Annotated in this window: 11 protein-coding genes; 2 read left to right on the forward strand and 9 right to left on the reverse strand. The window is 66.5% G+C overall.

Features of this window, described 5'->3' with window-relative positions; genetic code table 11:
* Positions 1 to 49: 49 nt before the first annotated feature.
* The gene (locus FHY18_RS20635) at positions 50 to 967 is read right to left on the reverse strand and encodes an AEC family transporter (RefSeq protein ID WP_259159578.1); all 918 of its coding nucleotides are present in this window, start codon (positions 965 to 967) and stop codon (positions 50 to 52) included.
* Positions 968 to 1,531: 564 nt separating this feature from the next.
* A complete protein-coding gene (locus FHY18_RS20640; RefSeq protein WP_259159581.1) occupies positions 1,532 to 2,167 on the reverse strand; it encodes a tetratricopeptide repeat protein in 636 nt (211 codons plus the stop codon).
* Between the two features lie 194 nt (positions 2,168 to 2,361).
* Here FHY18_RS20640 and FHY18_RS20645 point away from each other — a divergent pair, with 194 nt between their 5' ends.
* Complete coding sequence (locus tag FHY18_RS20645) at positions 2,362 to 6,054, forward strand: indolepyruvate ferredoxin oxidoreductase family protein (protein ID WP_259159582.1); 3,693 nt, start codon at positions 2,362 to 2,364, stop codon at positions 6,052 to 6,054.
* A gap of 131 nt (positions 6,055 to 6,185) precedes the next feature.
* Here FHY18_RS20645 and FHY18_RS20650 read toward each other — a convergent pair whose 3' ends face one another.
* From FHY18_RS20650 to egtB, 3 genes are read right to left on the reverse strand one after another with little or no spacing between them, the layout of a single operon-like run.
* Positions 6,186 to 6,455, reverse strand: a complete 270-nt coding sequence (locus FHY18_RS20650) for a DUF3253 domain-containing protein (protein ID WP_259159584.1) — start codon at positions 6,453 to 6,455, stop codon at positions 6,186 to 6,188.
* A 15-nt stretch (positions 6,456 to 6,470) separates the two neighbouring features.
* The gene (egtD, locus tag FHY18_RS20655; RefSeq protein ID WP_259159586.1) at positions 6,471 to 7,457 is read right to left on the reverse strand and encodes an L-histidine N(alpha)-methyltransferase; all 987 of its coding nucleotides are present in this window, start codon (positions 7,455 to 7,457) and stop codon (positions 6,471 to 6,473) included.
* A complete protein-coding gene (gene egtB / locus FHY18_RS20660; RefSeq protein WP_259159588.1) occupies positions 7,454 to 8,743 on the reverse strand; it encodes an ergothioneine biosynthesis protein EgtB in 1,290 nt (429 codons plus the stop codon). Before egtB ends, egtD begins: the two co-directional genes overlap by 4 nt.
* A gap of 65 nt (positions 8,744 to 8,808) precedes the next feature.
* On the opposite strand from egtB, the gene FHY18_RS20665 reads away from it, so the two are divergent.
* On the forward strand, positions 8,809 to 9,990 hold the full coding sequence (locus FHY18_RS20665) for an aminotransferase class V-fold PLP-dependent enzyme (RefSeq protein WP_259159590.1): 1,182 nt from the start codon (positions 8,809 to 8,811) through the stop codon (positions 9,988 to 9,990).
* A gap of 126 nt (positions 9,991 to 10,116) precedes the next feature.
* Here FHY18_RS20665 and FHY18_RS20670 read toward each other — a convergent pair whose 3' ends face one another.
* From FHY18_RS20670 to FHY18_RS20685, 4 genes are all read right to left on the reverse strand, one after another.
* On the reverse strand, positions 10,117 to 11,589 hold the full coding sequence (locus FHY18_RS20670) for a glycine betaine ABC transporter substrate-binding protein (RefSeq protein WP_259159592.1): 1,473 nt from the start codon (positions 11,587 to 11,589) through the stop codon (positions 10,117 to 10,119).
* Positions 11,586 to 12,323 (reverse strand): ATP-binding cassette domain-containing protein, encoded by a 738-nt coding sequence (locus FHY18_RS20675; protein WP_259159596.1) that lies wholly within the window; start codon positions 12,321 to 12,323, stop codon positions 11,586 to 11,588. The genes FHY18_RS20670 and FHY18_RS20675 overlap by 4 nt, the downstream gene beginning before the upstream one ends.
* Positions 12,324 to 12,371: 48 nt before the next feature.
* Positions 12,372 to 12,683 (reverse strand): EF-hand domain-containing protein, encoded by a 312-nt coding sequence (locus FHY18_RS20680; RefSeq protein WP_259159598.1) that lies wholly within the window; start codon positions 12,681 to 12,683, stop codon positions 12,372 to 12,374.
* A gap of 67 nt (positions 12,684 to 12,750) precedes the next feature.
* Positions 12,751 to 13,956: a fatty acid desaturase gene (locus tag FHY18_RS20685; RefSeq protein WP_259159599.1), complete on the reverse strand. Its 1,206-nt coding sequence runs from the start codon at positions 13,954 to 13,956 to the stop codon at positions 12,751 to 12,753.
* Positions 13,957 to 14,100 lie beyond the last annotated feature (144 nt).

The raw sequence follows: 14,100 nt of genomic DNA on the forward strand, positions 1-14,100 counted from the left end.
GGGCGCGGCACCATGCCGCAGGCCAGCATTCCATGCGGCTGCGGGCCGATCAAGCCAAAAGGCGCGCCAGCAGCCAGGACCAGGCGGGCAAGGTCAGCAGCGACAGCAGGATGCTGTAGCCGACCATGGCCGCCGCCAGCCGGGGGGCCAGCCGATGGGAGATCGCCAGCGCGGCGGCGGTGATCATGGTGGGCATGGCCGATTCGAGGACGTTGGTCTGCAGCATCAGCCCGCGCAGGCCGAGCGCCCAGGACAGCGGCAACGCCAGGATCGGCATCACCGCCAGCTTGAAGACCAGGCCCACCGCCAGCGGCTTGAGCTCGTCGGCCGGCAGGCGCAACTGCAGCGAAAACCCCACTGCCAGCATGACCAGCGGCAACATCGCATCGGCCAGGCTCTTCAGGCCCGAGCCGATCCAGGCCGGCGGCTGCTCCGGCATCAGCGTCAGCGCGAACAGCAGCGCCCACAGCGGCGGGAACCTGAGCACCCGGGCCAGGATCATGGCTGCGGTGGGGGGCGTATCGCCGCTGTAGCGGGCCAGCACGTACAGCCCGAAAGTGGACAGCAGTACGAAGGTGCCGAACTGATCGTAGACCACCGCGTACGGCAGGGCGTGGTCGCCTAACAGCGCCCGCACCATCGGAAAGCCGATGAAGCTGGAGTTGGTGAACACCACGCACATCAGCAGCGCGGCGTACTCGGCACGGCCAAAGCGCAGCAGGCGACTGCAGCCCCACAGCAGTGGCACGATGATGGCGGTCAGCAGCCACGGCGTGGCGATCACCCCGCCCAGCGAGGCGTCCAGATGCAGGCGCGGCACGTAGGTCAGCACCGAGGCCGGCAGGCAGATGTACAACACGATGCGGTTGAGCACATCGGCGCTGTTGTCGGGCAGCACCTTGAGCCGCGCGAACACCAGGCCAAGCCCCAGCATCGCCAGGATCAACGCAAATGCATCCACCGCCATGCAGGGTCAGGTCCATTGGAAATAGAGGCACAGGATCGCATGACCCTGCGCGGGCGTCGGCAGAACGCTGACGTGGCGCGCGCCGTCGCCGCACCAGACAGTTGGCTGGTGGTTCTGTCGAAGAACGAAGACACCGCGTCGCGCGGCTTGCCGTTACGGGTTGAAACCTCTGCGCACCGACCAACTTGACTGGTCCTTGCCCGCCCACCGTCGCGGGACCCTGTGGCGGCATGGATGCCGTCACGGAGCTTACATGGACGTACTTGCAGCGTGTCCCGCGAGCGTGGGCGGGCAAGGACCCTGCAGCAAACGTGCAGACCACGCTGTCATCCCACGCATCAGCTTCGCAACGTCAGGAAGTCGAGCTTCAACCGTGGCGACGCTCAGGCGCACGCACCTGAGCGGCCTTCCACTCAGATAGCGGAGTCGACGTATGAGTCCCGTTCCTGGAAAGCGGCAGGGCGGCGCACCAGATCGATGGTGAGCCACAATGACACGATGCCGGCGCAACATCCGCCCGGTGCACGCCCCGCTGCGCGACATTCCCGCAGCGGGGCCAAGCGCTTACGGGAACGCGGGCGGGTTGGCCTGCCAGGCCGCGAAGACCTCGGCCAGGGTGGCGCGCTCTGCCTCGCGCCAGTCCGGCAGCAGGCTGGCGTAGTTGGCGGTGCTGCCCCAGCGGTCGGGCCAGGTGCGCACGGCCGCCGCATACCACTCCACCGCCTCCTGCTTGCGCCCGGCCCGCCACAACGCCAGTGCGGCGGTGGTTGGCAGCCATGCCGGCGTGGCCGGACGGCCGTTGGCCAGGTTGGCCCACTGCTGCAGCGCCTTGTCTGCGTGATCGGCACGTAGCAGGTCCCAGCCATAGTTCCAGGTGATGGCCCGGTACTGCTGGCTGCCATTGGACACCAGGGCCAACGCGCCCTGGTACAGCTCATCGCCCAGTTGCGTCCGTCCGCCGGCATAGGCCAGCGACGCCAGCTGGGCGCGGGGCTCGGCGGCGCGTGCGTCACGCTGCACCATCGCGGCCAGGCGGTCGACCACGGCATCGCCCTGCCCCGGCACCGCAACCACCGTCTTGGTGGTGCTGCGGTCTTCGTCGAAATAGAACTCCTTGGGCTTGGGCAGGCTCTGTGCCTGCGCCAGCGACCACGCGCCTCCAAGCAGGGCCAAGGCGGCCCATGCGTATTTCCTTTTCACTGTGTTTTCCCCTGACAGCAAACGACCCCTTCCCGTCCCCATCCTACCCGCAGCGCGACGGCTGCGCATCCGCATGCGAACGGGCGCGTGAAGGCTGACTGTTACACTTTGCGCCGCCGTTTTGGAATCCGTCGGGCGCGTCATTGGTTTCAAATGATACGCACCGGGTCCCAGCCACCCTTTCCGGGCACGCCATGACCAGTACCGCTGCACTCTCTTCTCCCGACTCTGCCAACACGCCGGAGCTCGGCCGGGTGGATGCGGACTACACCCTGGACCACAAATACACGCGCACCGACGGGCGCATCTATCTGTCCGGCGTACAGGCCCTGGTGCGGCTGCCGTTGCTGCAACGCCTGCGCGACGACGCTGCCGGCCTGGACACCGCCGGCTTCATCAGCGGCTACCGCGGCAGCCCGCTGGGTGGTTTCGATCTGGAGCTGTGGCGCGCACGCAAGCACCTGGATGCGGCCCGGGTGACCTTCACCCCCGGACTCAACGAGGATCTGGCTGCCACCATGGTGTGGGGGACCCAGCAGACCAACCTGTTCCCCGGCGCCAAGGTCCAGGGCGTGTACGGCATGTGGTACGGCAAGGGCCCGGGCGTGGATCGCAGCGGCGATGTGTTCAAGCACGGCAACGCCGCCGGCACTTCGCCCTACGGCGGCGTGCTGGCGCTGGCCGCCGACGACCACGCCTGCCGCAGCTCCACGCTGCCGCATGGTTCGGAAGAGGAATTCGTCAGCGCGATGATGCCCATCCTCAACCCGGCCGGGGTGCAGGACATCCTGGACATGGGCCTGCTGGGCTGGGCGATGAGCCGCTACACCGGGCGCTGGATCGGCTTCAAGACCATCGCCGAGACGGTGGAATCGTCGGCCTCGGTGCAGGTGGACCCGCTCGCGCGCAGCATCGTGCTGCCGGAGGATTTCGCGCTGCCGCCGGGCGGCTTGAGCATCCGGTGGCCGGACCCGCCGGTGGATCAGGAAATGCGTCTGCACCGCTACGCAGTGGGGGCGGCGCAGGCATTTGCGCGGGCCAATCACATCGACCGGATCGTGCTGGATTCGCCGCGTGCGCGGCTGGGCATCGTCACCACCGGCAAGAGCTATCTGGATGTATTGCAGGCGCTGGAGTACCTGGGCCTGGATGCGCAGGCCTGCGCGCAGATCGGCATCCGCGTGTACAAGGTCGGCATGACCTGGCCGCTGGAGCCGGTGGGCATCAGCGCGTTTGCGCAAGGGCTCGACGACATCGTGGTGGTGGAAGAAAAGAAGGCTTTCATCGAGCGCCAGATGAAGGAGCTGTTCTACAACTGGCCGGCCAGCGCCGGTGCGCGGCCGAGCATCGTCGGCAAGTACGACGAGCATGGGCAATGGATCCTGCCCTCCACCGGCGAGCTGACGCCGGCCACGATCGCCGCGGTGATCGGCAAGCGCATCCAGCGCTTTTTCACGACCGATTCGATCGAGCAGCGGCTGCGCTGGATGGACAGCAAGGAAGCGGAAATGGCCTTGCCGCGTGCGCAGTTTCCGCGCGTGCCGCATTACTGCTCCGGTTGCCCGCACAACACCTCCACGGTGGTGCCGGACGGCTCGCGCGCGCTGGGCGGCATCGGGTGCCATTACATGGTGACCTGGATGAACCGCTCCACCGACACCTTCACCCACATGGGCGGCGAAGGCGTGACCTGGTCGGGGCAGGCGCCGTTCACCGACACCCCGCACGTGTTCCAGAACCTGGGCGATGGCACGTATTTCCACAGCGGCTCGTTGGCGATTCGTCAATCGGTCGCCACCGGCGTCAACATCACCTACAAGATCCTCTACAACGATGCGGTGGCCATGACCGGCGGCCAGCCGGTGGACGGCACGCTCAGCGTGCCCGACATCGCCCATCAGCTGCGCGCCGAAGGCATCCACGAGATTGCGGTGGTCAGCGACGACATCGGCAAATGGACGCGGCGCCGCGATCTGTTTCCCGCCGATGTCGCATTTCATGATCGTGTTGAACTGGAGGCGGTGCAGCAGCAGCTGCGCACGGTCAAGGGCGTATCGATCCTGATCTACGATCAGACCTGCGCCACCGAAAAACGCCGGCGTCGCAAGCGCGGCAAGCTGGTCGACCCGCCCAAGCGCGTCATGATCAATTCGCTGGTCTGCGAAGGCTGCGGCGATTGCGGCGAAAAAAGTTTTTGCGTGTCGGTGCTGCCGAAGGAAACCGAATTCGGGCGCAAGCGGCAGATCGATCAGTCCAATTGCAACAAGGATTATTCGTGCGTGTCGGGATTCTGCCCGAGCTTTGTCACCGTGCATGGCGGAGCGCCGCGCAAGGGCAAGAAGCGCGATGCCAGTGCGTTGCTGGATACCCTGCCCGAACCGCCACAACGCACCACGCTGGAGCAGCCCTGGAACATCCTGATCACCGGCGTCGGCGGCACCGGCGTGGTGACCATCGGTGCGCTGCTGGGCATGGCCGGGCATCTGGAAGGCAAGGGCGCCACGGTGCTGGACCAGACCGGCCTGGCGCAGAAAGGCGGCGCGGTGACCACGCATATCCGCATCGCACGCACGCCCGGCGACATCCACGCAGTACGCATTGCCGCCGGTGAAGCCGACCTGGTGGTGGGCTGCGACATGGTGGTGGTCAACGATTACTGGGCGCTGTCCAAGGTGCGCGATGGCCGCACCCAGGTGGTGCTCAATACCTACGAAGCGATGCCGGGCAGCTTCACCACGCAGCCGGATCTGCAGTTCCCCGCCGCCGAGATCATTGCAGGCGTGCGCACCGCGCTCGGCGGCAAGGACCCATTGTTGCTGGACGCCACGCAGCTGGCCACCGCACTGCTGGGCGATGCGATCGCCAGCAATCTGTTCGTGCTGGGCTATGCCTGGCAGCACGGGCTGGTGCCGTTGTCGCATGCGGCATTGATGCGTGCGATCGAGCTCAATGGCGCGGCGGTGGCGATGAACCAGCAGGCCTTCGCCTGGGGCCGCCTGGCGGCAGTGGATCTACCGGCGGTGCAACGCGCGGCCGGCCTGGGTACCGTGCACGCGCCTGCACACCTGCACGGCGACACCCCAGCCGCGCGCGGGCCCGGCAGCTGGGAAGACCACGACCTCAGCGGACAGAACGCACCGCGTGCATTGGCGCAGACCGATGGCAGCACGCTGCATGGCGAGGTAGATGCACCGGAGCATCCGCTCGACGATGAGCAGCTGGCGCAGTCGCTGGACGAAGCGATTACGCGCCGCATCGCATTTCTGACCGACTATCAGGACGCTGCCTACGCGCAGCGCTATTGCGCGCTGGTGGAACGGGTGCGTGCGCAGGAGGCCCAGCGCGCACCCGGCAGCAGTGCATTGACCGAAGCGGTAGCGCGCTACGCCTTCAAGCTGATGGCCTACAAGGACGAATACGAAGTGGCGCGGCTATACACGCGTGGCGATTTCCAGCGCCGGCTGCAGCAGCAGTTCGAGGGCGACTACACCGTGCGCTTCCACCTCGCACCGCCGCTGCTGGCCAAGAAGGATGCGCACGGCAATCTGATCAAGCGCGAATACGGGACATGGATGTTCAGCGCCTTCAAGCTGCTGGCACGGCTGAAATTCCTGCGCGGCGGCAAGCTCGATGTGTTCGGTTACACCGCCGAGCGGCGTAGCGAGCGGCAGCTGATTGTCGATTACCTGACCACCGTGGACGGGCTGCTGGAGCGCCTGGATTCCGACAATGTGGGGCTCGCTGCGCAGATCGCCAGCATTCCCGAACACATCCGCGGCTATGGCCACGTCAAGGAGGCGCATCTGCATGAGGCCAAGGCGCGCGAGGCCGCGCTGCTCGCGCAGTGGCGCAATCCGAAGGCGTTGCATGTGGTGCAGGCGGCCTGAAGTGGTGGGCGGGCAGGAACCCTGCAGCAAAGCCGCAAATCAGCTGCTCTGCGACAAGGACCGGCATCGAGCGCTCCGCCACAGCCCAGCGTGAGATCGACCTGTCGGCCGCTGGTCGCGCACGCCAGTCCTCAGTCGAACTGTGGCCCGCGCATCAGGCGAATCGGTCCGCGAACATCCGGCAGCTGCACTGTCCTGCCTTGCTGGGTGACACGGACGACGCCGGCGCGTGCGGCTGCCGCGGCCACCTCGCGCACCTGCGGCATCAGATTGCGCCACACGGCAGCGTCGTCGCTCAACGCGCGCGCCACCTCCGAGGGGCAGAGTGATTGCTCAGGCTGCCGTTGTGCGAGCAAGTGCCGCATCAGCGCGGCGATCTGCGCATCACTGGGCGGTTGCACGCCTGCCCCGCGTGCTCACAGTGGGCGCAGCAGGCGCAGGCCGAACCAATCCTTGGTGTCGTTCCAACCGTGCGTGACCTTGAGCCCGGCGGCCGCGGCCAGTTCGGCAAAGCGCGCGTCGGTGTACTTGTAGCTGTACTCGACCTGCATGGCTTCGCCATCGGCAAAGGCGAAGTCCTTTCCGCCCACGTGCACGCGCTGGTCGCGTTGACTGATCAAGAAGGTTTCGATGCGCCCGCGCTCGCGCGCATACACCGCATGGTGACGGAAGCCGTCCAGATCGAAGTCGCTGCCGATCTCGCGGTTGAGTCGCGCCAACAGGTTCAAGGTGAACTCGGCCGTGACACCGGCCGCATCGTTGTAGGCGGCTTCGACCAGGCCGGCGTCCTTGTCCAGATCGATACCGATCAGCGCGCAGCCATCGCTTCCCATGGTCTGGCGCATCGCGTCCATCAGGGCAATGGCAGCGGTGTCGGTGAAGTTACCCAGCGTCGAGCCGGGGAAAAACACCACATGGCGGCGCGAGGGTCGCTGCGCAGCGGGAAGGCGCAACGGCTTGGTGAAGTCGGTGCAGACCGGCAGCATCTGGATCTGCGGGAATTGCTGGGCCAGCCGCGCGGTGCTTTCCAGCAGTGCGGTGCGCGAAATTTCCAGCGGCGTGTACGCCACCACATCGCGTAGCCCCTGCAACAGCAGCTCTGTCTTGCGGCCGCTGCCGCTACCGTATTCGACCACGTGCACTCCGGCACTGATCGCTTGTGCGATCGCCGGCATGCTGGCTTCCAGCAGTCCCAGTTCGGTGCCGGTGAGGTAGTACTCCGGCTGGCGGGTGATGGCTTCGAACAGCTGCGAGCCGCGCGCGTCGTAGAAATATTTCGACGGCAGTGTCTTCGGGGTCTGCGACAAGCCGGCCAGTGCGTCGGCGGTGATGTCGTCTGGTTGCGGGCGCAGGTCCGTCAGCGCGGCGTGCGCGCGTTGCATGGCATGGGCGGCGGCGTTCAAGGCAGGTCCTTGGCAAGGCGCACGCCGGCAAACTGCCAACGCGCATCGGAGGGGAAAAAGTTGCGGTAACTGGCGCGCATATGACTGGCCGGCGTGGCGCAGCTGCCGCCGCGCAGTACCCATTGCGCATTCATGAATTTGCCGTTGTATTCGCCCAGCGAGCCGGGCCAGGGCGCAAAACCGGGATACGGCAGATAGGCGCTGCCGGTCCATTCCCAGACATCGCCGAACAGCTGCTGCATGCCGGTGTCCATTGCCTGGGCAGCGCGCGGATGCAGTGCGTCGGTATCGACGAAATTGCCTTGCACCGACACACCGACAGCAGCCTGTTCCCACTCGGCTTCGGTGGGCAGTCGCGCACCGGCCCAGCGGGCGAAGGCATCGGCCTCGAACAGGCTCAGGTGACAGACCGGCGCATGCGCATCGCGCGCGCGCCAGCCATCCAGGGTGAATTCGCGTCCATCTGTGTCCCAGTACAACGGATGTTGCCAGCCCTGCGCCTGCACCATCGCCCAGCCATCGCTGAGCCAGGCACCGGCGCTGCGGTAACCGCCAGCGTCGATGAACTGCTGAAACTCGGCATTGGTCACGACGCGATTGGCCAAGGCGTGGGCACCGATCAGCACGCGGTGACGCGGCGACTCGTTGTCGTAGGCGAAGGTGTCGGCCTGCGGCCATGCCGCTGCGCCGATCTCCACGATCTGTTCGTCGCGCGCCTGCCAGCGCAACGTGCTGGCGACTGCAGCAGGCGGTGCCGGCGCATCGCGATAGGCCGGCTGCAGCGGATTGCTCCACAGCGCGTGCTTGATGTCGGTCAGCAGCAACTCCTGGTGCTGCTGCTCGTGCTGGATGCCCAGTTGCACGATGGTGCAGGCCTGCGCATCGAGCACGCCATCTTGCAGGCGCTGGTGCATGTGAGTGTCCACAGCCGCGCGATAGTCGCGCACCTGTTGCAGCGATGGACGCGACAACACCCCGCGACGTGCTCGCGCATGCATCGGGCCGACGCTCTGGTAGTAGCTGTTGAACAGAAAGTCCCACGCCGGATCGAAGACGCAGTACGCAGGGTCGGCCTGCAGCACGAAGCGTTCGAAAAACCAGGTGGTATGCGCCAGATGCCATTTGCTGGGGCTGGCGTCGGGCATGCTCTGCACCATCGCATCTTCAGCGCTCAGGGGTGCGGCGAGGCGATCGCTCAGCGCGCGGGTCTGCGCGTAGCGATCCAGCAGCGTCAGCTGCTGTTGCTGGTGGTGGCCCAGCAGAGGTGAGAGTGCAGACATCGCCATATGCTTGAGGAGCGCCTGTGAACGCGCCGTGTCGGCGGCATGGCAGCCAGCGGTAAGCTGTTGGCATGTCATCGTCTTCGCTGCCCAGCTCGCTCCCCACTCCTGTCCTCTGGGAACATCGGCAACGTGCGTTTGCGCTGTCCGGCGATGTGCTCTATCTGGATGCCGCCTCGCGTGGGCCGTTGCTGACTGCGGTGCAGGCCGCGGCGCATCGGGCCGTCGATGCGATGGCCACGCCATGGCGGTTGCCGTTCGATGCATGGCTGCACGACATCGAGCGGTTGCGCCGCTTGGCCTCCGGCCTGTTCGACAACGATGTCGATGCGGTGGCATTGGTGCCATCGGCCGCGCACGGGTTGGCCACGGCCGCACGCAATCTGCCACTGCATCGCGGCGATGCAGTGCTGCTGCTGGATGGGCAGTTCCCGTCCAACCTGCTGATCTGGCAACGGCGCTGCACCGAGGTGGGCGCACGCATCGTGGCGGTACCGACCACTGCCGGCATGGTGCTGACCGATGCGGTGCTGGAGGCGGTTGAACAGACGCCTGCGCTGCGCATCGTCAGCCTGCCGCATGCGTACTGGCTGGACGGGCGGCAGCTCGATCTGGACCGGATCAGCGCCGCGGTACAGGCGCGCGGCGCGGCGCTGGTGCTGGATCTGAGCCAGAGCCTGGGCGTCATGTCGACCGACCTGTCGCGTTGGAAACCTGAATTCGTGGTCAGTGTCGGCCATAAATGGTTGCTGGGACCGATGGGCCTGGCGTGGCTGTGGGTGGCGCCGCACTGGCGCACGCACGGCGTGCCGATCGAAGAACACTGGATCGGTCGCGATGCCGGCAGCAGCTGGGAGTTTCCGGTGGCGCAGGCACCGGACTATCGCGAGGGTGCGCGGCGGTTCGATGCCGGCGGCGTTGCCGACCCATTGCGGATTGCGATGGCGACAGCCGCCTTGCAACAGGTGACGGCCTGGCAACCTGCGCGTATCGCCACGGCACTGGGCGCATTGACCACGCAGTGGGATGCGGCCTTGTCCGCACGCGGTCTCGGCCATTGGTGCACGCCAGGTCATGCGCCGCATCTGACCGCGTTACGGCCGCCAGCGACACACTTGGATGCGGTGGCGAAGACGTTCGGCGAACAGGGTGCGATCTGCACGCGGCGGCACGGACGTTTACGTATCGCGCCGCACGTGGGTGTCGCCGAGGATGCGCTCCTACGCCTGGTTGCGGCGTTGCCGGGCGAATGAAGCGCCACGCCAGCGCATGTAGGAGCGGACCTGGCCGCGACTGGGCGCGATCCGGGTAAGGCGGTGTCGCGGCCTGGTCCGCTCCTACGGGCTCAGGCGCATCGGGGTCTGCGGTTGAATCGTTGCTCAACCGCGCTGGCTGAGCCGCAGGCCGCGCGGGGTTGCCCAACGCTCCAGTCCTTCGAATGCCGCCTGCACCAGCAGTGCGAGGACGGCGGCGGGAATCGCGCCTTCCAGAATCAATCCGATATCGTCCAGACGGATGCCGGTGAGGATCGGCTGGCCATATCCACCGGCGCCAATCAATGCACCCAGGGTCGCAGTCCCCACGTTGATGACCGCAGCGGTCTGGATACCGGCCACGATGGTGCGACGGGCCAATGGCAATTCCACACGCCACAGTCGCGTCCAGGCGGGCAAGCCGATCGCTTCGGCGGTCTGACGTAGTTCGCGCGGAATCGAGGTCAGCCCGGCATGCGTGTTGCGCACGATCGGCAGCAGGCTATACAGAAACAGCGCGGCAATGGCCGGCTTGGCGCCGATGCCGAACAACGGGATCATGAAGACGAACACCGCCAGTGAGGGCAAGGTCTGCAGTACGCCGGTCAGCGACAACACTCCCTGGCCCAGGCGCGGCCGCCGCGCTGCGAGCACGCCCAGGGGCAGCGCGATCAGCAAGGCAAAACCCAGCGAGATACCCACCAGCGCCAGGTGCTCGCGGGTGTTGCGCAGCAAACGGCCGCCGCGCGAATCGCCTTGCGCGGTGGCCGCAACGCCCAGCCATTGCGCGGCCACTGCAGATTCGCTCTTGCGCTCCAGCTTCACCTGCGCATTGAGTTGCTGGATGGCCGCTTCGTCGATGCGTCCCTGCAGGCCTTGCAAGGTCTGCAGCATCTTCGGCGCACGCTGTGCCAGATCCTTGCGGTACAGGAACACGGCCTGGTACTCCGGGAAATACTGGCGGTCGTCACGCAGCACCTGCAGTTTGTAGTACGGAATCTCCGCATCGGTGCTGTACAGATCGGTGACCTCGATGGCACCGCTCTGCAGCGCGCGGTAGGCCAGATCGTGATCCAGGCCAGTGGCGGCCTGCGGCAGGGCATAGGCGGCGCGCACGCCCGGCCAGCCGTCGGCACGCTGCATGAATTCGTTACTCAGCCCGATCTTCAAATCCGGGTGGCGCGCCAGTTCCGACAACGTGGTGATGCCCAACGCCTGCGCGCGCTCGCGCCGCATGCCGAACGCATAAGTGTTCTGAAAGCCGAGCGACTGCGTCATCGCCAGCCCGCGCGCGTCCAGTGCGGCGCGCAGCTCGGCGTGGCTGGCCTTGGGCAACTGCAGCAGTTCCTGTGCCAGGGTGCCGGTGTATTCGGCATACGCATCGATCTGGCCGGTTTCCAACGCGCGCCACAGGATGCGCGTGCCGCCGAGCTGGGCGCGATGCTGCACATCCACCCCGTCCCGCTTCCCGGCGGCAGTGGCGATTTCGCCCAGGATCACTGCTTCGGTGAAGTTCTTCGAGCCCACGGTGACCTGCGCAGCGTGTGCGCCCAGGCTGCACAGCAACAACAGCACTGCCACAACCGCACGCGCGCTCATGCGGCGTCGCCGATGCTGCGCTGGGCAGTGAGAAACCGCTGCACGAACGGGTCGGCCGGGTGCTCGAGCAGCGCGCGCGCACTGCCCTGCTGCACCACGCGGCCGGCGCGCATCAGCACCAGGGTGTCGGCCAGATACGCCGCCTCGGCAACATCGTGGGTGACCAGCACCACGGTCTTGCCGAGCTGCGCAAACAGCCCGCGCATCTGCGCCTGCAGGTCGTAGCGCACGATCGGGTCGAGTGCACCCAGCGGTTCGTCCAGCAACAGCGCCGGTGGATCGAGCATCAGCGCGCGGATCAGGCCAACGCGCTGGCGCTGCCCACCCGACAGCTCGGCCGGATAGCGCCCCAGCAACTCCGGCGGCAGCTGGCACAGCGCGCACAACGTCTCCAGGCGGGCATCGATGCGCTCGCGCGTCCAGCCCAGCGTCTGCGCCAGCAACACCACATTGCTGCGCGCATCCAGATGCGGAAACAGACCGCCCTCCTGGATCACATAGCCGATGCGCTGACGCTGCGCCTGCAGCCGCTCGCGTTGCAGTGGCGTGCCATCGAAGGCGACCGTGCCGCTGTCGGGCCATTCCAGCCCCACCAGCAGGCGCAACACGGTGGACTTGCCGGCACCGCTGGGCCCGATCACCGCGGTGGTGAAGCCGCTGTCGAACGCCAGGCTGACGTTATCGAGTGCGAGGGACTGGCCGTAGCGCCGGCTGACCTGATCGAGTGTGAACATGCGCTCGAGCTTGCCGAAGGCGACGTCAGCCGGGCGCGAAGGCGCGCGTCAACGCGGCGGCGCCAGCAATTCGCGTGCGCTCAGATAACCATCGCCGTTGGCGTCCTGGCGTGCGAAGCGCTCGATCAAGGTGGTGCGATGCGCAGCGCGGGTAATCGGCTTGCCGCGCCGGCCCGGCAGTTCGTCGCCCTGCAGCACACCATCGTGATCGGCATCGCGCTGATCGAAGGCGTAACTCATCCAGGCCAGATATTCATCGCGGCTGACCCGGCCATCGCCATCGGTATCCATGCGCTTGAGATAATCCTGGCTGTCCTGCACCTGTGCGTGCGCTGCGCACGCGCACGCGAGGCATGCCATCGGCAACGCGCGCGCCACCAGGCCCTTCCAGCCGCGTGCGCACACCGCAGCACGCGTAACGCTGCGCTTACCCGCCACTCAGCGCATAACCCTTGAGCCGCGCGGCATACGCCTGTAGCGCAGCATTGCCGCTGGCTTCGGCCTCATGGCACCACTGCTGCAACTGCTTGAGACGCTCGGACGCATCATGGCTGCGCGCTTCCAGCACCGCGGTCAGGCGCGCGCGGTACTCGACCAGCGTGCGCATGCGCGGACGCTGCGCCACCCAGGCCTGCAACTGCGCGCGCGCATCCGGCTTGAGCCAGCGCCCGTCATCGACCAGGCCTTTACGTAAACGCCGCGGCAACAACTCACGCAACTTGGCGCCGGTCGAGGCGGCCTCCTCGCGCAAGGCCGGCTTGAGCACGTTGCGCTGGTAATCGGTCATGGCCTGGAAGCGATGCGACAACAGCGCCTTCAGCGTATCGGCATCGGGCACGGCGATATTGGGGCGGATATCCAGCGACGGCGCCACGCGCAGCACCTTGGCCAGACCCACGGCCTGCAGCCCGCGAATCGCAATCCAGCCGATATCCAGCTCCCAGCGCCGCATCGAAAACCGCGCCGAACTGGGGAACGCATGATGGTTGTTGTGCAGTTCTTCGCCGCCGATCCATAGCGCCCACGGAGTGAGATTGGTGGAGGTGTCGGCGGATTCGAAGTTGCGATAGCCCCACCAATGGCCCAGGCCATTGACCACGCCGGCCGCCCAGAACGGAATCCACGCCATCTGGATCGCCCATAGCGCAATGCCGGGCAAACCGAACAACACACCGTTGAGAACCAGCAGCGCGATCGGCCCGGCATTGGCGTGCGGGGTGTACAGATGCCGCTCGATCCAGTCGCTGGGCGCGCCCTTGCCGTACTGCTCGATGTCGGCGCGTTGCGTGCGCGCCTCGCGATACAGCTCCACGCCGCGCCAGAACACCTGCCTGATGCCCTTGGTCTGCGGGCTATGCGGGTCTTCCTCGGTCTCCACCTTGGCGTGGTGCTTGCGATGGATGGCCACCCATTCGCGGGTGATCATCGAGGTGGTGAGCCAGGTCCAGAAGCGGAAGAAGTGCGCCACCACCGGATGGAAATCCACGCCGCGGTGCGCCTGGCTGCGATGCAGATACAAGGTCACCGCAAAGATGGTGAGCTGGGTAAACACCAGCAGCACCGCCAACATGCCCCACACACCCAGCCCGGCCACGCCGGCGGTCAGGAAGTCGATGATCGGATCGGACAGCATCGGCAGTTCCACGGTGGCGGTGTCTCGTTGGTCGATGCAGACATGATGGGGGCGATCGCGGCAAACTTCACCCTTCGGATGCGTAGGGTGACGTCCGCTTTTCTAAAGCGGTTCACACGTATCTTCTCCTCCACTGCCAGATGT

It is taken from the genome of Xanthomonas sp. 3793, from assembly GCF_024806835.1.
Taxonomy (GTDB): Bacteria; Pseudomonadota; Gammaproteobacteria; order Xanthomonadales; family Xanthomonadaceae; genus Xanthomonas; species Xanthomonas arboricola_F.

What these genes read in the sequence shown, in the direction of transcription:
- FHY18_RS20635 (WP_259159578.1), bottom strand. Translation starts at nt 967, where the DNA reads ATGGCGGTGGATGCATTTGCGTTGATCCTGGCGATGCTGGGGCTTGGC.
- FHY18_RS20645 (WP_259159582.1), top strand. Translation starts at nt 2,362, where the DNA reads ATGACCAGTACCGCTGCACTCTCTTCTCCCGACTCTGCCAACACGCCG.
- egtB (WP_259159588.1), bottom strand. Translation starts at nt 8,743, where the DNA reads ATGGCGATGTCTGCACTCTCACCTCTGCTGGGCCACCACCAGCAACAG.
- FHY18_RS20665 (WP_259159590.1), top strand. Translation starts at nt 8,809, where the DNA reads ATGTCATCGTCTTCGCTGCCCAGCTCGCTCCCCACTCCTGTCCTCTGG.
- FHY18_RS20670 (WP_259159592.1), bottom strand. Translation starts at nt 11,589, where the DNA reads ATGAGCGCGCGTGCGGTTGTGGCAGTGCTGTTGTTGCTGTGCAGCCTG.
- FHY18_RS20675 (WP_259159596.1), bottom strand. Translation starts at nt 12,323, where the DNA reads ATGTTCACACTCGATCAGGTCAGCCGGCGCTACGGCCAGTCCCTCGCA.
- FHY18_RS20680 (WP_259159598.1), bottom strand. Translation starts at nt 12,683, where the DNA reads ATGGCATGCCTCGCGTGCGCGTGCGCAGCGCACGCACAGGTGCAGGAC.
- FHY18_RS20685 (WP_259159599.1), bottom strand. Translation starts at nt 13,956, where the DNA reads ATGCTGTCCGATCCGATCATCGACTTCCTGACCGCCGGCGTGGCCGGG.